The 24905-nt window shown below is 51.7% G+C and carries 23 protein-coding genes and 1 riboswitch; of the genes, 14 read left to right on the plus strand and 9 right to left on the minus strand.

The window, feature by feature from the left end; genetic code table 11:
• Nucleotides 1-111: 111 nt before the first annotated feature.
• From FD28_RS11705 to FD28_RS11725, 5 genes are read right to left on the minus strand one after another with little or no spacing between them, the layout of a single operon-like run.
• Nucleotides 112-474, minus strand: coding sequence for a hypothetical protein (locus FD28_RS11705; protein WP_057735222.1), 363 nt, complete (start codon nt 472-474; stop codon nt 112-114).
• 45 nt (nt 475-519) lie between these two features.
• Entirely contained in the window at nt 520-1209 is a 690-nt protein-coding gene (gene tenA, locus FD28_RS11710; protein WP_057735223.1) for a thiaminase II, read from the minus strand.
• A 40-nt stretch (nt 1210-1249) separates the two neighbouring features.
• Nucleotides 1250-1903 carry an energy-coupling factor transporter transmembrane component T family protein gene (locus FD28_RS11715; RefSeq protein ID WP_057735224.1) on the minus strand — a complete coding sequence of 218 codons (654 nt, stop codon included), beginning with the start codon at nt 1901-1903 and terminating at the stop codon, nt 1250-1252.
• Nucleotides 1900-3312, minus strand: coding sequence for an ABC transporter ATP-binding protein (locus FD28_RS11720; RefSeq protein ID WP_057735225.1), 1413 nt, complete (start codon nt 3310-3312; stop codon nt 1900-1902). The genes FD28_RS11715 and FD28_RS11720 overlap by 4 nt, the downstream gene beginning before the upstream one ends.
• 60 nt (nt 3313-3372) lie before the next feature.
• Entirely contained in the window at nt 3373-3927 is a 555-nt protein-coding gene (locus tag FD28_RS11725; protein WP_057735226.1) for an ECF transporter S component, read from the minus strand.
• Between the two features lie 87 nt (nt 3928-4014).
• Nucleotides 4015-4106, minus strand: a riboswitch (TPP riboswitch).
• 211 nt (nt 4107-4317) lie between these two features.
• Between FD28_RS11725 and FD28_RS11730 the strand changes: the two genes are divergently transcribed.
• From FD28_RS11730 to FD28_RS11760, 7 genes are all read left to right on the plus strand, one after another.
• Nucleotides 4318-5490 (plus strand): D-alanyl-D-alanine carboxypeptidase family protein, encoded by a 1173-nt coding sequence (locus tag FD28_RS11730; RefSeq protein ID WP_057735227.1) that lies wholly within the window; start codon nt 4318-4320, stop codon nt 5488-5490.
• A 306-nt stretch (nt 5491-5796) separates the two neighbouring features.
• Nucleotides 5797-6963: a serine hydrolase gene (locus FD28_RS11735; protein ID WP_057735228.1), complete on the plus strand. Its 1167-nt coding sequence runs from the start codon at nt 5797-5799 to the stop codon at nt 6961-6963.
• A gap of 531 nt (nt 6964-7494) precedes the next feature.
• The gene (locus FD28_RS11740) at nt 7495-8310 is read left to right on the plus strand and encodes an HAD-IIB family hydrolase (RefSeq protein WP_057735229.1); all 816 of its coding nucleotides are present in this window, start codon (nt 7495-7497) and stop codon (nt 8308-8310) included.
• An 85-nt stretch (nt 8311-8395) separates the two neighbouring features.
• On the plus strand, nt 8396-9688 hold the full coding sequence (locus tag FD28_RS11745) for a PTS transporter subunit EIIC (RefSeq protein ID WP_057735230.1): 1293 nt from the start codon (nt 8396-8398) through the stop codon (nt 9686-9688).
• Nucleotides 9669-10478 (plus strand): alpha/beta hydrolase, encoded by an 810-nt coding sequence (locus FD28_RS11750; RefSeq protein ID WP_057735231.1) that lies wholly within the window; start codon nt 9669-9671, stop codon nt 10476-10478. Before FD28_RS11745 ends, FD28_RS11750 begins: the two co-directional genes overlap by 20 nt.
• Before the next feature lie 61 nt (nt 10479-10539).
• Entirely contained in the window at nt 10540-11355 is an 816-nt protein-coding gene (locus FD28_RS11755) for a Cof-type HAD-IIB family hydrolase (protein WP_057735232.1), read from the plus strand.
• 81 nt (nt 11356-11436) lie between these two features.
• Nucleotides 11437-12087 carry a hypothetical protein gene (locus FD28_RS11760; protein WP_057735233.1) on the plus strand — a complete coding sequence of 217 codons (651 nt, stop codon included), beginning with the start codon at nt 11437-11439 and terminating at the stop codon, nt 12085-12087.
• Between the two features lie 547 nt (nt 12088-12634).
• Here FD28_RS11760 and FD28_RS11765 read toward each other — a convergent pair.
• Complete coding sequence (locus FD28_RS11765) at nt 12635-13591, minus strand: nucleoside hydrolase (RefSeq protein ID WP_057735234.1); 957 nt, start codon at nt 13589-13591, stop codon at nt 12635-12637.
• A gap of 177 nt (nt 13592-13768) precedes the next feature.
• Between FD28_RS11765 and FD28_RS11770 the strand changes: the two genes are divergently transcribed.
• The gene (locus FD28_RS11770; RefSeq protein ID WP_057735235.1) at nt 13769-14812 is read left to right on the plus strand and encodes a PrsW family intramembrane metalloprotease; all 1044 of its coding nucleotides are present in this window, start codon (nt 13769-13771) and stop codon (nt 14810-14812) included.
• Here the strand turns inward: FD28_RS11770 and FD28_RS11775 are convergent.
• Nucleotides 14797-15552 carry an alpha/beta hydrolase gene (locus tag FD28_RS11775; protein ID WP_057735236.1) on the minus strand — a complete coding sequence of 252 codons (756 nt, stop codon included), beginning with the start codon at nt 15550-15552 and terminating at the stop codon, nt 14797-14799. The two genes, FD28_RS11770 and FD28_RS11775, sit on opposite strands and share 16 nt — an antisense overlap.
• Nucleotides 15553-15602: 50 nt before the next feature.
• Here FD28_RS11775 and FD28_RS11780 point away from each other — a divergent pair, with 50 nt between their 5' ends.
• On the plus strand, nt 15603-16598 hold the full coding sequence (locus FD28_RS11780) for an NAD(P)/FAD-dependent oxidoreductase (protein ID WP_057735237.1): 996 nt from the start codon (nt 15603-15605) through the stop codon (nt 16596-16598).
• A gap of 573 nt (nt 16599-17171) precedes the next feature.
• Here FD28_RS11780 and FD28_RS11785 read toward each other — a convergent pair.
• The gene (locus FD28_RS11785) at nt 17172-19322 is read right to left on the minus strand and encodes an LTA synthase family protein (protein WP_057735238.1); all 2151 of its coding nucleotides are present in this window, start codon (nt 19320-19322) and stop codon (nt 17172-17174) included.
• A gap of 775 nt (nt 19323-20097) precedes the next feature.
• On the opposite strand from FD28_RS11785, the gene FD28_RS11790 reads away from it, so the two are divergent.
• Together FD28_RS11790 and FD28_RS11795 are read left to right on the plus strand one after the other, a co-directional pair.
• Nucleotides 20098-20763 carry a histidine phosphatase family protein gene (locus tag FD28_RS11790; protein ID WP_057735239.1) on the plus strand — a complete coding sequence of 222 codons (666 nt, stop codon included), beginning with the start codon at nt 20098-20100 and terminating at the stop codon, nt 20761-20763.
• A gap of 15 nt (nt 20764-20778) precedes the next feature.
• Entirely contained in the window at nt 20779-21213 is a 435-nt protein-coding gene (locus FD28_RS11795; RefSeq protein ID WP_057735240.1) for a GNAT family N-acetyltransferase, read from the plus strand.
• 141 nt (nt 21214-21354) lie between these two features.
• On the opposite strand, the gene FD28_RS11800 is transcribed toward FD28_RS11795, so the two are convergent.
• Nucleotides 21355-21834 (minus strand): NlpC/P60 family protein, encoded by a 480-nt coding sequence (locus tag FD28_RS11800; protein ID WP_157059896.1) that lies wholly within the window; start codon nt 21832-21834, stop codon nt 21355-21357.
• A gap of 202 nt (nt 21835-22036) precedes the next feature.
• Here FD28_RS11800 and FD28_RS11805 point away from each other — a divergent pair, with 202 nt between their 5' ends.
• The 3 genes from FD28_RS11805 to FD28_RS11815 all read left to right on the plus strand — a co-directional run bounded on the left by FD28_RS11805 (nt 22037) and on the right by FD28_RS11815 (nt 24690).
• Nucleotides 22037-22507, plus strand: a complete 471-nt coding sequence (locus FD28_RS11805; RefSeq protein ID WP_057735241.1) for a MerR family transcriptional regulator — start codon at nt 22037-22039, stop codon at nt 22505-22507.
• A 206-nt stretch (nt 22508-22713) separates the two neighbouring features.
• The gene (locus tag FD28_RS11810; RefSeq protein ID WP_057735242.1) at nt 22714-23241 is read left to right on the plus strand and encodes a PadR family transcriptional regulator; all 528 of its coding nucleotides are present in this window, start codon (nt 22714-22716) and stop codon (nt 23239-23241) included.
• 12 nt (nt 23242-23253) lie between these two features.
• A complete protein-coding gene (locus FD28_RS11815) occupies nt 23254-24690 on the plus strand; it encodes an MFS transporter (RefSeq protein WP_057735243.1) in 1437 nt (478 codons plus the stop codon).
• The last annotated feature ends 215 nt before the right edge of the window (nt 24691-24905 follow it).

Below are 24905 nucleotides of genomic sequence, written 5' to 3' on the forward strand. Positions count from 1 at the left end.
TGGTGAGGACCACACTAGCACTTTTCAACGGGTAACATCTTGGTTTTGAACTGAACGACAAGAATAGCCCGTCCACGGTTGGCGGACGGGCTAAGGTTAGTTAATGATGATTTAGAAGTGGAACCATTCACTCTGGTTGTGCCGAACTTCCCCGCGTAAGCCGAAGAAGTAGACCATGAAGGCGGCCACGAGAACGGCCAAGATGATGGTCCAGAGCCATGCCTGCGTGTGAATGAACGTGAAATAGGCGAATCCCAGGGTGCTGAGAGCGATCAATCCCAGATTAACGGGGAGATTTTTGCTGTGAATGAAGGCGGTGGCTAAAGCGAGAACCATGGCGCCGCCAAACATATCGTCGCCGGATAACCGGGTGCCTAGACCGTTAAAGAGGGCGTAAATTTCAATCAGCAGACCCAAGAGCAAGGCGAGAACCCCAAAAGACTGTAAGAACGTTAATTGCCGTAATTTTTTCATTGACGACACCTACTTTCTCTCGTACGGTGCCTTAATTATACCGCATTATTTTTCGACTGAAAAATCTGACGGCTTTGTGGATGCGAGGATAGCCCACGTTTCGTGATCGAGGGCCATTTGCCAAAAGTTCAGCTCATACCAGCTACTCTTCTTGAAGATTTCCAGCAGTTCTGCCTGGTTAGCCGGTGTGGCCACCTGGTTGGCCAAAGCCAACTGATCGGCCATCATGCCCGTGTAATCGTCGGCATCGTAGGTGTTGAGCCAATCCTGGTAAATTGGGACGGGTGAACCAGCCTGGGCCAGCTCCTGACCAATCTCGGCATAGAGCCAGTAGCAGGGGAGAAGACCAGCCACGGCGCCCGCCGTACCGGCCGTGGCCAGTGCCCGGTACAGGTGACTCGTGTAGGCGTAACCGGTTGGCGCAACGGGGGTAGCGGCGACTTCTTCGGGCGTAATGTTTAACCGCTCAAAGAAGGTTTGGCGAACGGCAATTTCTCCTTGACGAAGGTGTTCGGCCCCCGCGTGAAGCTGTTGGGCCACCTGGGGGTCGTGACTTTGAACGGCTGCCAGGTCATGTAATTTGCCAAATTCCTGTAGATAATAGTGGTCCTGAATCAGGTAGTAACGGAAGGTTTCGCGAGGCAGGGTACCCGCACAGAGTTGCGTGATAAAAGGATGGTGTTTGGAAGCCGTCCATGAAGCTAAGGTCGCCGCGTGGGCTTGGTCGGTAAACATAACAAAACTCCTTTGAGAAAATTCTATAAGTAACGTGGCGTTAAGGCAAACCCACGAAGAGGCCCACCTGAACCAGCAGCAGACTGATGCCGAAGATCCACCAGTCGCGGGCGAGTAGCGGCACCGTTAGAGCATGTGTCCGGGGGGCGCCCTCGACAAAGCCGTGGGAAGTCATGGCTGCGGCCAGTTGGTCGGACCAGTTCATCGCGGCCAGAATGACTTTAAAGTACAGGCGGGGCGACCAGACGTGGAGAACTTCTCCACGCATTAAGGCCGCAGCCCGGACGGTGGCCACCTCTGCTTGAATCTTGGGCATCAGGTTAAAGGCCGCCAGGAAGCCATAGGCAAACTTGCTGGGGAGCTTGGCATTCTGTTCCAGAGAACGGGTCAACCACAAGGGCTTCGTGGTTAACGTGAACCAGCCCCCCATGTAAACGTAGACGAACATCCGGGTGAAAATGACGATCAAAAAGTGCGTGGATGCGTCTCCCCGAAGCATCAGTGACCAGACCAGGGCACTGGCGAAGAAGAGCGGCACCAGGGTTAGCCAGAGTAGGCGCCGCCATGAGACGTGGTTGAACAGCATGAGTAAGAGGCTCACCACAATTAACGCAACGTTGACGCTCCAGACTTGAATGAAGGAGACTTCAAGGGCAATCAGGATGAGCAAGGTTAGTTTGAGTGACGGATTCATGCGCGCACCTCCTGATAGGTTAACTGGTGATCTTCCAGCTGCAAGTGGAGGTCGACTAGCGCGTCCAGACCGCTGAGTTGATGGCTGATCAAGATCAAGGTGAGGTCCAGATCGTGCTGAACCGTTTTTAAGATGGCCATGACGGCCTGAATTGAGGCGTAGTCGAGGCCCTTTAGGGGTTCATCCAATAGTAAGACTTCCGGTGCCATAATCAGCATGCAGAGGAGTTGAATCTTCTTTTGTTGACCGCTGCTGAGCGAATAAAGCACTTGCTCATCGCGACCGGCCAGATTGAGTTGGTCTAACAGCGCATGAACCCGCTCCGGTGTGAAGTAGGTGCTGTTCCCATACTTTTGGGACAGCGCCAATTCCTCCGCCACGGTGACATTCAGAAACTGAGCGGCCGCGGCCTGAAACATCAAGCCAACTTGGCGGGCATAGCGTCGTTTTCGAATCTTCTTGATATCAGTATCTCGGTAGGCGATGTGTCCTTGGTAATGTCCCAGTCGAACCAGTGCCCTGAAGAGCGTGGACTTACCACTGCCGTTGGGGCCGGTGATCAGGGTCGTTTTGTGCGCGTAAAAGCTGAGAGACTGTGGTGCGATTAACTGCCGGTTGCTGTGTGCCAAGCCCAATGCCGTTCCCTGTAAGCACACGGTCAACTGGTCACTGGGAAGCTGAACGTGGGTCAACTGCAGGCGCTGGGGCGTGAAGGCCGCAAAACGGGCCCGGGTCTCATCCACTGACAGCAGGGTGAGGTGACCATCCGCCAAGACGGCGAGGTGATCGACCCACTGCTGATAGCCACTCAGATCGTGATCGGCCAGGACAATGGTTTTGCCCCGTTCATTACATAACGCCACGAGCTTTTCCAGCAAAACCAGCCGGGTTGGTGGATCGATGCTGGCAAAGGGTTCGTCGAGCAAAATGACATCGCTATTCATCGCGACGATGATGGCCAGGGCGACCTTCTGCTGTTCGCCGCCGGAGAGTTGCATCAGCTTGCGAAACTTGAGGTCGGTGATCCCGATGAAGGCTAAGGCCGCGTCGCTACGGTCGGCAATTTCACCGGCCGGAACCTGCTGATTCTCTAGGGCAAAACGCAGTTCGTTTTCCACGGTATCCATGGTGAACTGCGTGCTGGGTTCCTGAAAGAGCATCACGACCGTTTTGGCACGGTCGGTTGGTGTAATCGCGTTGAGCGGTTGACCATCAAAGGTGACGGTGGTGTCGTCAGGGTTAGGCAACAGGCCGGCAATTAATTTGAGCAGCGTTGATTTTCCGCCACCGGATACACCGGTCAGCAGAGAAAATTTACCCGTGGGAAAAGTACCGGACAGGTGGTCCAGCACGGGACGGGACTGCTTCGGATAGGTGTAAGTGAGTGATTGTATCGTGACGGTTGCCAAATAAATTCCCCCAATACTACATTAAAAAAACGGATGTGACGGTTTAGTTGGTGAGACGCACTAGTCCTTCAAGACGTGAGCGCGAACCAACAGGTTGTTGATGAGCTTGGTCAAAACGCCACCAAAGATGAAGACGGATAAGAAGCGGACACAGAATAACAACAGTAAAAATGGCAGGTGATAAGCGGCGTAACCACTCCGGAAGAGGTCCCAGATGAAGGTAACAATCGTGGTGGTGAGGGCACTCAGAACCAAGGTGAACCAACCATACCGTTTGTAGCCGGTAAGGATGAAGCCCAGTTCGGACCCAAATCCCTGAAGGGTACCAGAGATGAGGGTGCTGGCCCCCCAGATCCCGCCGAGAAACATTTCAACAACGGCACCTAGAAGTTCGCCCAGAGTTGCGGCGCCGGGGATGCGGATAACGAAACCAGCGAGGGGCCCGGCCATGACCCAGATGCCTAATAACAGTTCATTTGCTAAGGGTTGTAGACCAGCGGGTGCTAAAGCTGCCGCCAAAATCGTATAAACGGGTCCAATCGCCCAGAAGATAACCCCCATAAAAATTGCAATGATCGTGACCAAAATAATATCTCTAATATGCCAACGTTTCATAAACAGTCGCCTCCTATAAAATTTAGACGCTGAGGGGCCACCAATGCTAAAAAAATCCCCACTAATCGTTCTTAGTGGGGTCATTGATAGCTATTGATTACGCGTTCCCTTCGCTGGTATTAACCAGAGCAGGTTCAATGGGTTTGATCTCAGCCGCGATGGCACCCCAGTCGTATTTGATTATTCTTAGCTTAACGAGTTTATCGGGGAAATGCAACCACTGCCCAGAAAAATCGTTTCTAGTCTATAAGCAGTTTAGCCGTACAATGATTTTTACAAATGCGTTACATCGGACGTGTTTCATGGCGGAAATACTTCCGGCTGTTTTGAAAGAGTGCTATTCTAATAGTTGGTTGTCTTAATTATTGTGTTATAGAAAGGATTCAAATCATGCATAAAGTAGCAATGAAACGCGGCTTAATCGCCTTTGCCGTCGCCATAACATTTGGCGGTGTCGTGAGCCCAGTCGTACCGATTCATGCGGCAACGGGTTACAAAACGGTTAGCACGAAATCAATTAAAAAAACGGCTTATCACAAGAAGAGTCGCAAAGGGGCCATTTTCAACAAGACCCACACGCGTAAGGTCAGTAACCTTACTGCCCATCCCAACACCACGTGGTATGCAACCAAGCGGGCCACGTTAAAGCACGGGAAGACCAAGGGCGTCTACCTGTACGTCAAGAATGGCAAGGGCAACGTTAAGGGCTGGATCTGGCATAATTACCTGAAGAAGGGGAAAGCCCCCTTTGCCTTACGCAAGGCTAAAGCTGCCGTTGCCATGGATGCCAAAACGGGAAAGGTGGTTTGGGGCAAGCACGCGAATACGGCGCGGCCCATTGCCTCCGTTTCTAAATTAATGACGCTCTACCTAACGTTGAAGAAGATCGATGGCAAGTCCAGCAACTGGAATCATAAGATTAAGATTACCAGTCGAGGATTAGTCTCAATGAGTCGGAGCGCTGCGTACGGTGGCTTTCATTTCAAGCTGAATCACAAGTACACGGTCCGCCAACTGTATTATGCGGCCTTCCTGGATTCCTCCAACAACGCGGCCATTGCGTTAGGCCAGTGGGTTGGTGGCAGTAACGGTAAGTTTATTCGGAAGATGAATGCTCAGGCGAAGGCCTGGAAGATGGGAAATGCTCATTTCGTCTCGGCCTCTGGCCTGGAAAATAGCGACTTGCGGTTGTATGGCTATGCTTACGGACACGCTAATGCCAACAAGGTCTCGGCTAAGGACGTGGCCTTAATCGCCCGGCACCTGATTATCAGCTATCCACGGGTTCTGAAGGACGGCAAGATTGGTTCGATGAAGGTGAACGGTCAGACCTGTCACAACTACAACAATCTCTTGAAGGGGCGCAAGTATTACCGGGCCTCACTGCGGGTTGACGGCTTAAAGACGGGATATACCCCATTGGCCGGTTACTGCTTCGTCGGGACGGGTCAAAAGTCTGGCAAGCACCGGGTGATCACGGTTGTGCTGCATGATGAGGACGAGTTTACGGAAACGAGATCGCTCATGAATCACGCCTACAGCCTGCGCAGTATGAATGACTAGGCAACGGTGATTCTTGATTAAACGCCAATTTAGTCAGAGAAAAGAAATGGTTAACTTAGGCATCACGCCCCGGTTAACCATTTTTTAGTGGGCCAGAATATCGCCAGCTGTTGTTTCGGCTTAATCACTGCGCCCCCTAACGATAAATCGATTGAGTAGTTAAGTCGACAAGTGATGGATTACGATAAAATTACGTCTTCAACAAGTCGGTTACAAACTCGCGTCATCCCTTGTCGTCACAACCTTTTGCATGATAGGCTGATGGTTGAGAGTTTGTAAAGGTTTAGAAAAGGGGAATACATACTGATGAAGATTTCAAAGGTTAAGGGGTTCCTGTTAGCACTGTTGTTTACAGTGACTCTGGGCGCCGCCGTCAATGTTCAGGTGACGGCTAACGCGGCCACTTACACGACGGTCTCGACTAAGAACGTTGCCAAGACGGCTTATCACAAGAAGAGCACGTCGGGGGCCATTTACAACAAGGCCCACAACAAGCGGATTGCCACGATGAAGGGCTATCCCAACACGACTTGGTACGTGACGCAGCAAGCCACGCTGAAGCACAACAATTCAAAGGGTATCTACCTGTACGTGTCGAATAAAGCGGGTTCCGTCAAGGGCTGGATCTGGCACGGCTACCTGACCAAGGGCAAGGCGCCATTTGGTCTGAAGTACGCGAAGAATGCGGTGGCTTTGGATTACACCACCGGTAAGGCCGTCTGGTCGAAGAGTGCCAATACGGCGCGGCCCATTGCCTCCGTGTCTAAGCTGATGACGCTGTACCTGGTCTTGGATAAGGTCAACAATGGCTCTGGCAAGTGGACGGATATTGTGAAGACCAGTGACAAGGGCTTGATTGCCATGGGCAACAGTGCCAGCTGTGGAGGCTTTAAGTTCTACAGCAATCACAAGTACACCGTCAAGGAACTCTACGATGCGGCTCTGTTGGACTCATCGAACAACGCCGCAATTGCGCTGGGCCAATGGGTTGCCGGTAGTAATGCAAAATTCATTCAACAGATGAACGCTCAGGCAAAGAGTTGGAACCTGGATAAGGCCAGTTTTGTCTCCGCTTCCGGTTTGGAAAATAGCGATTTGAAGGCGTTTGGCTACAACTACGGGAAGGCTAATGCCAACCTGGTTTCCGCCAAGGATGTGGCCTTGATTGCCCGCCACTTGATCCAGGATTACCCCCGTGTCTTAACGGATGGTTCCGTGGGCTCTAAGACGGTTAACGGGCAGCTGTGCTACAACTACAACAACATGTTAGCCGGTCGGAAATACTATCAAGCCAGCCTCAACGTTGATGGCTTGAAGACGGGGTACACCCCACTAGCCGGTTACTGCTTCGTGGGAACTGGCCAGAAGGCGGGGAAGCACCGGGTAATCACGGTGGTCCTCCACGATGAAAATGAATTTACGGAAACGCGGTCATTGATGAACTACGCTTACAGCTTAGGAATGAATGCTTAAATAAACAAACGAGTCGCGTTGGTTGAGGCCAGCGCGATTTTTATTTGGAATAAACCTGACGGAAAAAGAGTGAAAGATGAAATGCCTAGCTAGTCCCAGTAATGGCCATCATTTGCGCCACTAAATTGGGCGCACTCCGGCTGCCAGGGATTCCGCCTACTGTGGGGACGCTTCAGACCGGAAAAGCATCGGTCTTCTCGCTCGCTTTGGCGCCACGAAGAACACCTGTCTCCAAAGTCGCCTGCACCGTTCCAGTCCATATCTGTTGACCGGCAAGGCGATGGACCTAAAACTAGGCTGCCTAGTTTTAGGCCCACTGTTGTTAGAACAGGCATGACAGATTTGATGAATAGTCGTTATAGTGAATCAATCGTTGCCCAAATGACCGGTGATTCAATCCGTTTACGTTATCGGTATCCTTGATAGACCGGCGTTTGTTTTATGATTTTATTTGTAGGTGAAATGCGTTGTACTCGGGAATGACGTCAGGTATGCTGGGGGTAAGTTATTTTTAAGAGAGGGTGGCAAAATATGCGGCCAAAGGTTATTGCAACGGACTTAGATGGCACTTTTTTAGACGACACGGGACGGTATGACGTTGCCCGGTTTGAGGCACAGTTGGCGGCGTTGGCCCGCCGTGAGATCCAGTTTGTGGTGACCACCGGTGATCCACTAGATCATGTGCAGGGCTTATTTGCGCCCTTGGCGGACCGGCAGTCGCTGACGTACATTGTGGAAGATGGGGCACTCACGGTGACGGGCCAGGGCGAACCATTGCAGTCACAAGGCATGCCAGCGCCGGATTGGCGGGCGGCTGTGACGTGGTTGAAGACGGCAGCCGTGATGCAGGGCTGTTTTATAATTGTGTGCGGTCGCGACCGTGCTTACACGGAACTGGCAGCGACGAGTCGCCGTTTTCGTGAATCCCAAGTCTTTTATCCCAGTCTGACGTCGGTTTCAGAACTTGGTGAGGTGACGGCTGATATCTTAAAAATTGATGTCACGTGGTTAAAAACGGATGTCGCCGCTCAGGTGGCCGCCTTTAATCATCACTTTCGCAATCGGCTGGTGGGGACCAGTAGCGGTTTAGGCGGCATGAACGTGACGCTACCGTTGGTCAGCAAGGCGGCAGCCCTCTTAGCGCTAGGCCAGATCTGGGGCGTATCTCCCGACAAGATGGCGGCGTTTGGGGATTCGGGTAATGATCACGCCATGCTGGAAATGGTCGGTCAGGGCTTTGCCGTAGCCAATGCCGACCCCGCCATTATGACGGGACCGGTTCAGCGGTTGGCTAAGACCAATCAGCAGGGGGCCGTCATGGATCAGATCGATCAATGGTTAGTTTAGGTGACTGCCACACTAACTGAGTAGCTTGAATATCATCAACCCTTTCCTTTGCCGTAAAATCAACGGTATTGAGGGGATGGTAGCGATGGCTGAACAAACCAGTAGTTTTGGTCGGCACCTCATTGGGTTTGAAATTCAATTTCGACGCAACCGGCAAATCACGGCGATTTACCATGCGTTGCGTCTCATCTTTCCCGTGATTCTAGTGGGGACACTAGCGGATTTTATCAATCAGACGTGGCTACAACGGAGTGGTTACTACTATCAAACGCTACACGTGGCAAAATGGGCGTTTCAGCTCAAATTACTACGCCAGTACCTGGGACTTCTAAGTGCGGGGACGCTAGGCCTAACGGCGATTCTGGTTACCTTTGCGGTGAGCTTTTATCTCGTGGCACCAGCCACACCATTGATTGTTGATCGATTGATGGCGGGAATTATCGCGATTATTGCACTCAAATCGCTAAACGTTAACCGCCAGTCGGTCTTAGGAAACCATTCGGTTCAGTGGTTATCGAATAATCTGGGCCTTTCTGGGATCCTAGTCGGTGTTCTGGTGGGCCTTTTGGTGGGAAACGGCTACCGGTGGTTGATTGACCATCAGGATCCCGATCACAAACGTCTTGAACAGACCGTGGGCGGCATTGGTCTGTGGCTAATCGTGCTGAACGGTTTGGGCTTTCTGTGGGTCAGTACGCAAACGGTGAGCCTGAATGCCGCGTTGTTGACGCTCTCGCAATGGCCGTTTCAGCTGCCGCATACCTTGGGAACGTTGTTGGGGTTTGGCCTGCTGACGGGGACGTGCCAGTGGTTCGGTATCTTGGGCCCCATTGCCAGTGTTGGGGGGCAATCCATTGAAGCGGCGCAGAATTTGGCGGCGGTCTTAGATCGTAGCGGTTGGCACGTGCCCCATCCCGTGACACTGCACACGGTGGTTGACGTGTATGCCACGAGTGGTGGACCGGGGATGGTGCTAGCGTTGCTACTGGCCATTTTTTTGGTTCAACATCATGCCCGCCAACGCCGTGTAGGCTGGTATTGTTTGATTCCCACACTGGGGAATTTTAACGCGCCACTGTTAATGGGGTTACCCGTTATCTTTAGTCCCATTCTATTCTTACCCTTTATCTTGGCACCATTGCTCTGTATCACCCTGAGCTGGGCGTGCTTGGTTTTACATTGGGTGCCTGCCGCTGCTTATCCGTTGGCAAATGGGACGCCCGGCATCTTGCAGGCGTATTTGGGAACGGGCGGCAGCCTTGCTGCGTTGGGGCTATCGGTGGTTGAATTGCTCTTAAGTACGGCGATCTATTACCCGTTCGTCAAGTGGGCGGGGATTGCGGAGGAGGCGGTGACTCATGAACCGACAATTTCGTAGTTTCGGTGTCATCATGCTGATGCTTTTGTTGCTGTGTGTGCCGGGCTTCCTCTGGCGGTCACAGCAACGGGCCCACGTGCAGGCGGCTTATCGTAGTCAAATGGCGCCCGTCTTCTTGGTACCCGGGTCAAGCGCCACGCAGAATCGCTTCAACGATCTGGTGGGGGAGCTAAATCGAGAGACCCCCCATCAGCATAGTTTGTTGCGGGTGGAGGTCATGACTGATGGTGCGCTGAAATATTCTGGAAGTATCCGCGCTAATGATAGACAGCCCATCGTGGTCGTGGGCTTTGAGAATCATCACGATGGTTATGAAACGATTCAAAAGCAGGCCAAGTGGTTTACGACGGCATTTAGGGCGTTACAGCAAACCTATCATTTTAATCACTTCTCCGCGATGGGACATTCGAATGGCGGCCTGGTCTTAACGCTCTTCTTAGAGAATGATTTGGTTAAAACCCAGGCCCATGCGGATCGCTTGATGACCATTGCGTCACCGTTTAATCTGGAAGAACAGGATCAAAGTGTAGACACCCCGCTGTTTAAGCAACTCAGTAATGGGCGAAAACGGTTGCCCAAGGCCCTCACCGTCTATTCGATTGCCGGGAGCGAGGGATATTCGGGTGACGGAATTGTGCCCTTTGATAGCGTCAACCGCGGAAAGCTGATTTTTCAGGGCCAGGTTAAGAGCTTTACGCAAATGACCGTGACCGGTGCCAATGCCAATCATGCGGATTTGCCAGAAAACCAGCAGATTGTTGCTTTGATTCGCCAAGACCTTTTGGCTTAGTTACGGTTCACTTCATGACCAGTAACGTGTAAACTAGAGGTTATATGGAGGACGAAAACGAATGATAAAAATGATTGCACTCGACCTAGACGAGACGTTACTGAATACCGATAAGACCATCAGCGAAGAAAATGCGGCAACGCTACGTAAGCTGCATGAAGCTGGCATCAAAGTGGTACTGTGCACCGGCCGCCCAATCAATGCGATTTGGGGCTACCTGGAACAGTTAGGGTTAACGACCAGTGAAGACTACACGATTACCTTTAACGGCGCGTTAGTGATTCAAAACGCCACGAAGGAAGCTTTGGCCCAAAGTGGTTTAAGTAAGCATGATTTCCAACCCCTACACGCTTTTGCGAATGAAAACGGTTATCCTTTAGATATCCTTGATTTTGACCAGGTTTATCCGGTGTCTGATCTGACACCATCGGTCTATCAACACATGCTAAAAGCACCCATGGACTTCATTCCCACGAAGTTTGCGGATCTGCCGGAACACCTCTTTAGTAAGGCAGTTATGGCAACGGATGCCGCTACCTTGGATCAGGTGGTTGCCAAGCTTACGCCAGAATTGCGCGATTTGTATCACGTTGTTCGTTCACAGCCTAAGATTTTAGAGTTCTTGGCTGCCGATATGGATAAGGCCGTTGGTTTGGGCCAACTCCTCACGCATTTCGGCTGGGACTTTAGCAACCTGATGGCCTTTGGGGATGCCGAAAATGATCTGGGCATGATTAAAGCGGCTGGTGATGGTGTGGCCATGTTAAATGGACAACCAGAGATCAAGGCAGCTGCGGATCACCAGACGCCAACGACTAACAATGAAGCCGGCGTGGCCGCTTACTTGAAGGAACGTTTTGCAGAGATCTTAGCTTAACGGGAGCGATTCTTTGCAATTTCAGTGAAACAATGGCAGTATAAATGATATACTGAATGAATCTTAAGGAGGATTATGGTCATGAAACGTTTATTAGTTAAGCTAGGGCTAATGGTTGTGGCATTGGGAACCTTAGGTGGCGTTGTAGCGCCTAGTGTATCTGCCAGTGCTGCCAAGAAACCAACGATCAACAACACTGATTTAAAGCGGTATTACAAGAACGCCAAGTCTAAGACGGCTTTCTACTTTAAGACCTATAAGTCTGGTGGCAAGACGGGAACCATGTTGATTTTTGGTGATTTTGGCGCGACACCTAACGTGAAGTACGGTGTCCCAACTGCACGGACGCTGAGCAAAGACAAACGAACGTTGACGACCAAGTACAAACTCATCCAGTTTAAGACGGTCAATAATAAGACCACCACGTCTTTGACGAAGAAGACGTACACGTTTAAGATGACCAAGAAGTCCAGCAACACCTTCGCGGTTAAGATTGCCGGCAGTAAGGCTAACCGGCGGCTGGCAACGACCGGGAAGACGTACACTTACACTCGGACCAAGACGAGTCCTGCTGCAGCGTACGCTAAGAAGTACGTGCGGCCCGTTCTGTACAAGCAGTACATGAAGGCCTTCGAATCCTTAACGCCTGAGCAACAAAAGAAGTTTGCCAATCAATACGCCAATGCTGGTGTCAAAACGATGACGGACAACTTTAATTACAAAGTGAAATAAAGCATAACGCGCGGTAAACCCCAGATTGAGGCTTACCGCGCGTTTTTGTCTTTGGCCGAAAGTTGAAATAACGGAAAACATGATCAGAGCTCGGATGGTAGGAACGGTAGACTGAAGATTGACCGATCTCTAAGCGTATTCTATGCTGTAAATCGAGAATCGGCTAACACCCTCGACACCGCTAGCGCCATCTTTGACAAGTTGGCTTTTGAATACCGATCAAGCTTGATTGAATATATGGCTTGTCAGTCTTCAACTATCGTTATTGGACAACTGCAGTGTAGCCGAGAGTGAGTCAAATTTGGACTCAGCCGTGGGATTTTCAAGCGATCTTCTTGAAAATGGCGACTTGAAGACGTGTCCTCCGGCTTCAAGCGAGGGGCAAGACCGTTCTTTGGCTTGCCCCGTCCTTCCCACCGCGTTCCAGTCCAAATTTGGGGAACGGTAAGGCGGTAGGTATTGCCTATGCTGCCTGGTCAACCTTCACTAGCTAAAAAAACTCCCCCTGTCACAGCGGATAGGGGGAGTTTCAAGCAATAATTTAGCTTTAGTTCTTCTTGAACAAAGCAGTCAAGTATTCCATAAAGGTCTTCAAGTAACGATCCTTGTCGACGGCAACGGAAACCTTAACGTTAGTAGGTTCGTTCAACCGGTTATCATCACCGATTGTCCGGCCGTAAGTTTCCTTGTTGTAGTTAACGACCATGTTCAGGTCAATCGTCGTCACGAAGCTAGGGTCCAAAGCAACCCCAACGGCAAGTGGGTCATGCAAAGCACAGCCACCTAAGTTGTCGTTAACGTCCACGTAAGCTTGGATGTAGTAGTCAACGATGTCGGCAAACTTTTCACCGGCTTCGGTGCCTAAGTCACGCCATTGTTGGGTTTCCTTCTTGGTTAAGAGGGTCCGCAAGGTAACGTCCAGACCAACCATCGTTGAATGCATTGGACTCGTCAGCACAGCGTTTGCGGCTTCGGCATCTTGGTTGATGTTAGCTTCGGCGTAGGCCGTCACGTTACCAGGAACAGTCAAGGCACCACCCATGAAGGTCATGTTGCCAATTTCAGTGGCAATTTCTGGCGCCTTCTTGATGGCAGCAGCCAAGTTGGTCATTGGGCCAGTTGGAACCAGCGTCAAGTCCTTGCCGTATTTGTGAACGGCATCGATTAAGAAGTCCACACCGGATTCCTTTTCGATAGCCCGCTTAGGAGCAGGTAATTCAACTTGGCCAATCCCGTTTTCACCGTGGATGTCGGCACTAACTTGCATCCGATCAAAGTGATCACTGGTTGAGGAATGACTTTCACCTAGGTAAACTGGAATGTCGGTGTGACCGAGGAGTTCCAAAATCTTCAAAGAGTTTTGGCCACCAGCCTCAACGACAACATTCCCGTAGGAACCAATGATCCCAATTAAGTCCACATCTGGGGCACCTAATGCGTAAGCAATTGCTAAGGAATCATCGATACCAGTATCTAAGTCTAAAATCATTTTACGTTTTGCCATGATATTATTGTCTCCCCTTTGATCTATATTTAATTGGCTGAGCGCCTACTACAACTATAATGTAACGGTTTACATTTAGCAAGCGGTCTTGTGGTCAAGTTGAAGCCTACCGCCATTCACGGTAAACTAGGAAGCAGGTTTAAGCCATGGCTTGGACCAGTCAAGGGGGATTAAGTAATGGGCAATAAAGAGTCAGTAAAGCCGGTTAAACGGCATTTTGAGTACCACAATCATTTGCTAGATGATGCCACAAAGGAAATGAACGAGTGGACGGGGGAAAATAAAGTGGTTGAAATCCACTTGTTTTCAATGTTTTCCGAGGTCTTTAAACATCATGATTTAGATGACGCCGAAACGTTATTTATCGTCGGCACCAAAGAAACCACGCCCTCCCTGGAAGCCGTCTCGTCGGCGCCAGTGAAACCGTGGCTGTTTTCCCGAGTATTTGCGGTGCTCGGGGCCAGTTTTGTCCTATTAGCCTTGTTATTCTTGGGTTTTCGCAGCAACAATGCCGTGCCCGGCATGATCTTCATTGGCTCGTTAACCGTGCCGTTTTCATTAATGATTATGTTTTTTGAAATTAACGTGTTCCGTAACATTTCCGTTTACCAGCTCATGGCGGTTTTTCTGGTTGGCGGGATTCTATCCCTGGTCGCGACCATGATTCTATATTCATTGATTCCATCTGGCAACGGCGTTTCGTGGGAATCGGCTTTAATCGTGGGGTTCATTGAAGAGACCGCTAAGATGTTAGTGATTGCCTTCTTTGTCAATCGTTTCCACTTGAACTATATTTTCAACGGTCTGCTAATCGGGGCGGCCATTGGTGCCGGATTCGCGGTCTTTGAAACGGCTGGCTACACCGGGCAATATGGTCTGGTGACCTTGCTGATGCGGAGCTGGCAGGCTATTGGAACGCATACCATCTGGTCGGCCATCATGGGGGCAGCGATTATCCTGGCCAAAGATCGGCATGAACCGGTCACTGGGGGGAATATGGTGGCGCCGAAATTTCTCCGGTTCTACCTGTTAGCCATCCTACTACACTCGGGCTGGGACTGGAACGCGCCGTTTGACGTGTTGGATATTCTCTATCTCCAGCAGTGGGCGCTGATCGCCATTGGCTGGCTGGCCATCTTTGTTCTGATCAATGCCGGATTACGCGAGGTGCGTACCTTGCAGGGTCAGCGGATCTTGAAAAACAGTCAGCTTGGCGGATAAAGAAACCGAATGATTTTGCGGTCGATGGTGGGATTCTCGTGGAGTAACGAGTGCTGCATGTCCCAGACGGGTCCCCGTAGCTCCTCAAAGCGATAGCTGCTGACGTGACCGGCGACCAGTCGCCGTAGTGGGGTGGCCGTGTCGACGGGCACCTCGCTGTCGTTGCCCGTCCGACCAATGTTACCCGCTAGGTTGAGAATGTGCAGCTGTGGGTAGTGATTTTTAAGCGGTCGGCGGTCGGGAAAGTCGGCCCCGATGCAGACCAAACGGTTAATGGTCACCGGCGCTTGTCGCTGCTGGTTGAGGTAGTCGTAGGCAATGGTACCGCCGGAAGAATGCCCGACGAAGTTAACGTGGGTGATCCCGTAACGGCGATGCAGTTGCTGTAGTACAGTGACCAATTGGGTGGCTTCCCGGCGTGAATGGGTGTTATCTTTAAAGAGGACGGGAACGAGCAGGTTGGTGGCCAACGGGCGGTGCTGCTGCCACCGCACGTGACCGTTGAAGGAGACGTGCGCGGTTAGGCTAAAGTGGGCGAGGTGCGGCCGATCAAGGCTGAGTACCATGTCGCGCATGGAAAGCCAGCCGCCACTATTGCCGGGTAAAAACAGCGTTGCCGTGCGTGTCTGGGGCACGCGTAAGTCGGCTAAGGTCGCTTGCCGCGCGTGCCAGCCCCAGGCGAGACCGCCCAAGGTGAGCAGGCTAGTGAATAGAATGGTGAGTCCCCGCAGGTGTTTCATGGCGATCATCTCCCAGTGGGTGTTCAGACGAAGAAATGGAGCTAAAACGAATGACAGAAAACTATGATATTACAATTGTTGGCGGCGGCCCGGTCGGCATGTTTGCGGCATTTTACGCCGGGATGCACAATGCCAAGACGCAAGTGATTGAAAGCCTGACTGAATTGGGTGGGCAGGTCAACGCGCTGTATCCGGAAAAAACGATTCTGGATGTCGCGGGTTTCCCCGGAATTAAGGGCCGTGATCTGATTGCCGGTCAGGCTGAACAGTTAAAACAGTTTCCGTTGACGATTAAGACGGGAGAAGCCGTCACCAATGTCACGGCTAACGCAGACGGTTTCCTGGTGACGACGCCCAAGGGAACCAGCCAGACGCGAGCCGTTATTGTGGCCGTGGGTAACGGGGCCTTTGCGCCACGGAAACTCAACGTGGCGGGAGCAGATGCCTTTACGGGCCAACAGCTCTTTTACAGCGTCCGTGATCTGGAAAAGTTCCGCGGTAAGCGCGTCATGGTTGCCGGGGGCGGGGACGCCGCCATTGATCAGGCCCTGATGTTGGAGTCTGTGGCCCAGTCGGTCACACTGCTTCACCGTCGAGCCCAGTTCCGTGGCTTGGCGCACATGGTGGACTTGCTCGAGGCCTCAACGGTGAACGTCAAGACACCTTACCTGATCCGTGACCTGCAGGCAACAACGGATGGTGCGCTGGACGTTACCTTAAAGCCCGTGGGATCTACCGCGGAGATGGCTCACCAAGTGGTTGACGATCTGGTCGTCAGTTATGGCTTTACGGCGGATCACTCGGCGTTAGCGGCTTGGGACGTTGATCTGGCGGAGGAACGGCGACTGATTGCCGTTGATCGCCAGATGACGACCAGCGTTCCCGGTATTTATGCTATTGGGGACGGCGCAACCTATCCTGGCAAGTCACCATTGATCGCCATTGGCTATGGTGAAGCACCGATTGCGGTGCAAGCCATCATGACCACGTACTTTCCGGATCGGCGCGGGCCGGTTCACAGCACCTCCATTACGCCTAAACCTTAGAGTGCAACCGAAATAAAAGCAAAGAAGCTATCCGTTCATCGTCAAGATTGAACGGATAGCTTCTTTATTTTACAGTCAAGTTCCAGCTAAAAGTGGTTTTGAAAGATTAGATTAGGTGTAGGCCGTCACCTGCGGCTGCCAGAGATTCCGGCGCTGTGGGGACCGCCTGCGGCCTGAGAAGCGGTCCTCCGGCTCGGTTTGAAGCCTGCCAAGAATCGTCAGTCTCCAAACACGTCCCACGCTGTAAGCCGAAAAATCGGCTAACACCGTTGTCACGGCTGCCTCCATCTCTGGCCTCCTCCGGTTAAGCTGGTTGTGAACGACTAGTTTGCGGTGAACCCCGCTGGAATGGCAGCAATGGTTACCCGTTGTCTAGCCGTGAGTGAGTCAAATTTGGACCCAGCCGTGGGATTTTTCAAGTGTTCTACTTGAAAAATGGCGACTTTGAGACCGTGATTTTTCTGGCTCAAAGCGAGGTCAAAGACCGCTCCACAGGCTTTGGCCGTCCTGCCCACCGCGTTCCGGGCCAAATTTGGCGAACGGTAAGGCGGGGGCTAAGACTGAGCGTAACCGTTACTTACCGCTAGTGTCATCCGGATTGGTGATCTTGATCCGGTTGGAATCCGTTTCTTTGTGGTTGAGTTCCGGTGCGTCGGTCTTGTATAGACCCTGCGTGGACTTGTCGCCGTTCCGTGAGAAGAGGCTCGTGGACTTTAAGCCCAGCTTCTTTTCGAGTTTTTCGGCCTTTTGCAGCCCATCGGAATAGTTGTAGTCAGCCGGATCGACCGCCGTGAAGCCCTTAGGATGGTAGAAACGCAACAGGTTCTTCGTATTCAGTGAATCGGAATAGTTGAGTCCCTGGTTGACGTGTTTTTGCATCGCTTCGATCTTGGTCTTCAGCTTGCCGGTCGGGTGAATCTCCTGCTTAGTCTTGTTGCTGTAAATGGTGCCATCCACGGAGGTGTAACCCGGGCTTTCCCAGTCCCGGTTCCGGAAGGCTACGACCTGGTTGTGCTCACTGGAGAAGAGGTCGGTCCCAAATTGCAGGTACTTCTTGGTACTCATCCCCATCAGGTGCATCAGCGTTGGTAACACGTCGATTTCCCCGCCATAGGTGTGTTCAACTTTCCCCTTGGTGTAGCCGGGCATGTTAAACATCAATGGCACCCGTTGGAGCTGGGCGTTGTCGTAGTCGTTCCAGTCATCCGGATCGACCCCCAACAACTTCGCCAAGCTCTTGTTAGACGAGTTGGAGATCCCGTAGTGGTCCCCGTAGATCATGACCAGGGAGTTCTTCGCCAAGCCTGATTTGTCGAGGTAATGGTAGAACTCTTTGATGGATTGGTCGAGGTAGTTGGCCGTCTTAAAGTAGTTATCGACGGTCTTATCCCCGGTATTCGGCGTCTTGAAGTTACTGTCTTCACTATCTAACGAGAAGGGGAAGTGATTGGAAACGGTCAGGTACTTCACGTAGAAGGGCTGTTGCAGGTGTTGCAGGTATTTGACGGAATCGTTGAACAACAGCTTATCCTTCAAGCCGTAACCGAGAGACTTGTCACCGGAAGTGTCGTAGTAGCTGGCATCAAAGAAGTACTGGTAACCCAGGTTCTTGTAGGTGTTGTTCCGGTTCCAGAAGCTCCCCACGTTCCCGTGGAAGACGGCCGTGGTGTAACCGGCCTGATTGAAGATGGCGGGGGCTGCTTGGAAGGTGTTGTCATTCCCTAATTGGGTGAACAACGATCCTTGGGAGAGGCCATAGGTGCCGGATTCCAGCATGGTCTCGGCATCGGAGGTCTTCCCTTGACCAACCTCATGGAAGAAGTTGTCAAAGCTATAGGTGGACTTACTCTTGTAGAGCTTGTTCAGGAACGGCGTCACTTCCTGGCCGTTGACCTTCTTGTTAATCAGAAATTGCTGGAAACTTTCCAAATGAATGATGATGACGTTTTTCTTCTTGGCGACCCCGTAGAGTTTCTTATCGGGCGCCGCGTAATTCTTATGGACGTATTTTAAAATGCCACTCAGTTCGGATTTCTTCGCGTGCGAGCGTAACTCGCTGGTATGACCGGACTTGATGCCATCATAAACGGTGAAGGCGTCCAGCCCCAGGTATTTCACAACGTAGGTCCGATCGAAGGTCCGCGTTAGTAGTTGCGGCCGATCCATTTCGCCCAACGCCAGGTTCACGGAAAAGGCGAGGAGGGCAGCAGAGGTTACGGCTAGGCCAACGCGCTTGTTCACCGGTCGTGGATCAACGTAGATTCGGCGGGTGAGCATGAGGACAAGGACAACGACGAGATCCAGCCAGTAGAGAATATCATGCGGCGAGGTGAGGGCCAGCGAACTGCCAGAGAGGCCCTGGTCAACCTTGGAATAGCCCAACACGGTGCTCACGGTCATGAAGTCGGTAAATTCCCGGAAGTAAATGACGTTTATGTAGAGCAGCAGCGTATCCAGAATGTCGATCAGAAAAATAAATGGATAGAAGAACCGTGCCCGCTTGAGGTACAGGGCTAATCCAAAGAGTAGAACGGTCGTCGCAATGGGATTCAAGAGGACGATGAGGAACTGGAAGGGGTCGCTGAGCCCCAATTTGAAGTCGACGAAATAGGCGACTAATGTCTTTAGCCAGAAAAGCACGACGAGGAGGGTAACGAAACCCATCCGTGTGCCGGTTCTGGCCCAGATTCTTTTGAAACGTTCCAAGTTATTTCGCTCCTTCATTTTGTAAATAAGTAGTCTTATTCTACCATAGTTAACGGGCAATAACGGTTACCCGTGCTAATGGCATTTTCCTTATCCTAGCAAATTCCGCGGTGCGATAGTAGGTCTAGCGGCAAGTTTAGGAAAAGTTTAAGTCCCCCTTAGGAAATAAAGCGCCTTCGTTGCGGTTATTTGGTACACTAGGGTTAGACCAAAAAGTCGTGGCAATGGTCTGAGTGGGACTATCAGACTGGGGATAACGTTCGCCTCCGGCTGCCAGAAATTCCACCTGCTGTGGGGAGCAGCGAAAGCCCAAGGGCGGTCTTTCGCCTCGATTTGAAGCCACGCAAAATGCGCGAGTCTTCAAATGCGTCCAGTGGGTGTAACTTGGCATGAAACGCCAACTAACGCCACACTCACGGCTGGTTCCATTTCTGGCCTCCTGCGGCTAAGATTGAGGTGAAACTTGGTTTTACTTTATTGGTTAGTGGGGTGGGATGCATCATCGAAGCTGTGTGTTCCAACTTGTCGGGCGAATCTGGTTAGACATGAAATGTCGCAAAGTCGAAGGGGGCTAGGGATGGAGTCAGCTGTGTCGGTGGTGTTAACTGGCGTCTTTTGTCAGTTAACACCACGGGACGACCTGGGAAACTCGTGATTTTGGCGAGGTTCCAGGGCAAGCCGGAAGCCCGTTCTTGGGCTGCAGGCGGTCCCCACAGCAGACGGAATCCCTAGCCACCGAAGACGACGCAGGGGTAAAGGTTTATATGAAGGAAAAGAAAGGTGTGAAGACGTTATGGACAAGCAAATCACGTTGTATGTGGTGCGGCACGGACAGACTTATTTTAACATCTATAATAAATTACAAGGCTGGAGCAACTCGCCGCTGACCGAGGCCGGTATCGCCGATGCGCAGTCAGCTGGTGAACGGCTGAAGGACGTGCCATTTGTGGCGGCTTATTGCAGCGACACCACGCGGGCCCAGCAGACCGCCGAGACCATTTTGGCGGCCAATCAGTCGCAGCCAGCGCCCAAGTTAACCACGGCACCGTACTTCCGTGAGGAGTTCTACGGTTATTACGAGGGGACCGACATGGCCCAGGCGTGGTACGTGGCCGGTGCGCCCCATGGTGTGCCTTCATTTAAAGCCATCGAGGAGAAATATTCCATTGGAAAGGCCAAGGACTTTTTGAAGGAAGCCGATCCTTTCCGTCAGGCTGAAAACAATGCTGAGTACTGGGCGCGGGTGGATCAAGGGTTTGACCTGATTCGCACGAACCCAGCGTTGAAGGACGGTGACAAGGTCCTGATGATCAGTCACGGCAATACCCTGCTGAGTCTGATGGAGCGTTACGGTCAGGGCAAGTATGACCTGAGTGTGCGGCCCGCTAATGGGAGTTTAACGAAATTATTACTGACACCGGATGACATTCAGGTGTTGAGCTACAACCAAAAAGATTAGGACGAGGATGGTTTGATGGAAATTAGAATGGCTTGGGGTAAATTGAACCCCGTCTACCAGGACGCCTTACAGATTCGTAAGGACGTGTTCATTGCCGAACAGGGGATTGATCCGCAATTGGAGCTAGACGGCACTGACGAGGATAAGATGCACTACGTGGGCTACGTCGACGATCGACCGGCCACGACGGCACGAATTGACATGCTGGCGGGCAACAGGGTGAAGATTCAACGGGTAGCCACCGAAAAGACGGACCGGCATCAGGGTTACGCGGGTGAGCTGATTAAACAGATCATCGCGGACGCCAAGAAGTCGGACGTGACACGGGTAGAACTGGATGCCCAGCTGACGGCCATGGCGTTCTACCAGGAGCTAGGCTTTGAACCGATCGGTGACCCGTTTGAAGAGGCGGGAATTCAGCATCGGACTATGCGCCATACGGTGGACTAGTTGCTGACAGAAGGTCTGTTAATGCTACGGCGTTAACAGATTTTTTTTGTTACAAAAAAACACGTTACCGTCGGCCAACTGCCAACGCGTAACGTGTCATCTTTATTATCGTTCATTTGAATTCATGAGGTTCAGTTAGAACTAGTCGGCGTCAGTTGCCGTGGTTACACGAGCGTAACCAACAGCGTGCCACCATGGGGCATGAACGGCTTCGCGAACAACACCACGGTTTTGGGCATCGATCATCTTACCGTTACCAATGTACATCCCAACGTGTGAAATAGAACCGGCACTGTAACCGAAGAAGACTAAGTCACCCTTTTGGATGTTCTTGTAGCTCACGTGCTTGTACTTGTTGTATTGGGCTTGTGCAGTCCGTGGCAACGTGGTCTTAGCACCCTTCTTGTAGATGTAGCCCGTGAAACCAGAGCAATCAAATGCAGAAGGACCAGTAGCACCGTAAACGTAACGGGCACCTAAGTGAGACTTGGCAACCTTGTAAACTGACTTGAAGCTACTGTTTGAATCGGCTGATGCCGTCGTGGTCGTGCTCATTGAGATAGCGAAGACACCCACCATAACTAATGCAAATGCGGCTAATAGTTTAACAACTTTCTTCATTCCTACTGACAACTCCTCATGAATTATTACAGTTACTAGCGTACCAATGTAATGTGACAAATATGTAACAAGCCGTTTGCAAACGGGTTAAATGTCTTAAACAAAACATTACTTTCTGCAATTTAGTTGCAATATTGGGGTGAAAGTTGGTAAAATCTAACATAATTGGAAAGTAAGTTAACACGGGGAGGAAGCTTGAGCAATGGCAGAATTTACGGCACAGGTGCGAGAAGCGTTTGATTTTCATCGCTTGGTTTTTCGAATCGGGGAGTTATCATCGATGACGGATGTTTCCGCACGGCAATTGCGTTACTGGGAGAAGAAGGGCCTGATCACCTCGCGTGAACGGGAGGACGGCCAACAGGCGCGGGTTTATACGTTTAAGACGTTTATCAAGGTCTCCATGATGAAGTACTTTCTGGACGCCGGCTACACGCTGAACGGCGCGGCTAAGCAAGCCCAAGCTCGTGAGGAACGGGTTAAATATATTCATAAGTTTATTTCAACGGGGATGAAAGGTTTCGCCGAGATTGATGGTCAGATGGCGCTCAACCTTGGCCGCTTCGATGACGAACAGACCCTGATGGCGATCCTGCCAGACGAGGGTGAGGTCCATTACAAGCTATTACCGAATGCGGAAGCACAGCGGGTGATGGCTGAGATTAAAGCATAATTGTGACGGGCAAACACCACCATTAAACAAGACCAACTATTTTCGTTAACTAAATGACCCATTGGTGAGGCTAGGACGCTTGTCCCGGCCTCATTTTTTATTGGCCTGTGTCAACGGTATTGCGGAATGGAAAAAAGATGGTTTTTTTGTTAGCATATATCGGGCCGATATACTATAATGGGAAACCGGTAAAGGAGTTGACGCACGTGTATGACTTATTTGTGTTGGGGCAATTGATGGATCACGCTATGTCGGGTTACCAGTTGCGCAAGTCGCTGGCCACGATGGTGGGGCAGGAGCAGACCATCAGTTACGGGGTGCTGTATCCGCTGTTAGATCGGTTAGCTCGGGCCCAGGACATCACGCTGGTCGTGGAAAATGGCGATAAACGCCCCAAAAAGGTTGCCAGTATCACGGCGCAGGGTCGCGAACATTTCGCCCGGTTGGTCGTGGTTCCCGTGACCATTAACAAGCAGGCACAGCTCTTATTTCAGATCAAATGTAGCTTCTTACACTTGCTGTCACAAGCCGATCAGCGCACCATTCTGGCGGATTTTCGGCAGTTCAGTCACTATCAGCTTGAGAATTTACAGAACGTGCGGGATTACCTGACGGATCATCCGCGGATGGTTCCGACCGACGTGGCCGATGGCTTGCAGGTTAATCAGTTACAGCAATTACGGGCTCAGGCCCAAGCCGACTGGGTGGCGGCACGCCTCGTTGGCCTAGATTAAGGGAGAATAAGAATGAAAGTTAAAAATTTTGCGGATGATCCGCAGATTCAAAAACACCGCTGGTGGATCTTAGTCGCGGTCTGTCTCTTTACGTTTATGGCTACCTTGGACGGGAGCATCGTCAATATTGCGTTGCCCGTGATCAGTAAGGACATTGCCATTCCGATGAACCAAGCGGAGTGGGTCGTTTCAATTTATTTAATTGTCATCTGTGCGTTACTGCTCCTATTTGGCAAGCTAGGGGATACTCGGGGGAAGATTCGGATCTTTAAAATGGGGTCCATCCTGTTCACGGTGGGTTCCTTACTCTGTGGATTCAGTGCGGGCTTGGGCTTGCTCTTGGCTGCGCGGGCCATCCAGGCCGTGGGTGCGGCCATGACCATGGCGACCAACAGCGGGATTATTACGGAAGTCTTTCCGTTTAACGAACGCGGCCGGGCACTGGGAATGATTGGGTCCTTCGTGGCGCTGGGGAGTATTGCGGGTCCCGGCGTCGGGGGCTTGATTTTGGCCCACCTGAGTTGGGGATACATTTTCTGGATCAATGTGCCCATTGGCATCGTGGCCTATCTGATCGGCCAGCGCATCCTACCTAAGGACATCATGGTCAGCCAACAACCCATCGATAAGCTTGGGGCGACTCTGTTTGCCCTGATGATGGTGACCCTATTTGCTGGGATCTTCGTCGGTCAGGAAGTGGGCTTCATGCAACCGGCCATTCTAGGCCTGTTTGCGATTGCCCTAGTGGCCACGATAATCTTCGTGCGCTTGGAGTTGCGGATTGATCATCCCATCTTGGCCCTGCATTTATTTGAAAATAAACGCTTTTCTATCAGTATCCTCTGTGCGTTTCTGATCTTTGTGGCGAACTTCTTCTTTAACGTGATTGCACCGTTCTATTTGGAAAATGCCCGGCACATGCCCGCTAACTACGCAGGGTACGCGCTGATGACGTTCCCCATTGTGCAGGTCGTGGTCGCACCAATCGCGGGGAGCATCTCGGATAGAATTGGACCGGAAGTTTTAACGTTCATTGGGTTAATTCTGATTTCAATCAGTCAGGTCGGCTACATGCTGTCTAGCCTAGCAACGCCGCTGTGGCTCTTCATGTTCTTTATCGGCCTGGTGGGCTTGGGCAATGGAATCTTCATGGCGCCCAACAACTCGATTGTAATGAGCTCTGTCCCGCTGCGTGACCTCGGGGTTGCCGGTGGCGTCAACGCCTTGGCGCGTGAGATGGGCATGATTGTGGGAATCTCCGTTGCCACCACCGTCCTGTTCTCAGCGATGGGGCACTACGCGGGCCACAAGGTCACCGCGTATCTCCCGGCGCATCCCGAAATTTTCATTGCCGGAATGCATATCGCCTTCATGGTTTCGCTGGCGATTTGTTTGGTTGCCAGCGTGATCACGGGGTGGCGGGTGTTCCACCGACCAGCTCGCGCTTAGGATATTTGACCATGAAACTAGTGTCACCATGACGTTTCGCCTGCGACTGCCAGAGATTCCGGCTGCTGTGGGGACCGCCTGCGGCCTGAGAAGCGGTCCTCTGGCTCGGTTTGAAGCCCGGCAAAGGTCGCCGGACTTCAAACACGTCCCACGCTGTAAGCCGAAGACCAGCGGCTAACACCGTTGTCACGGTTGCCTCCTTCTCTGGCCGTCTC

Source organism: Levilactobacillus hammesii DSM 16381, from assembly GCF_001434395.1.
In the GTDB taxonomy this organism is placed as follows: Bacteria; Bacillota; Bacilli; order Lactobacillales; family Lactobacillaceae; genus Levilactobacillus; species Levilactobacillus hammesii.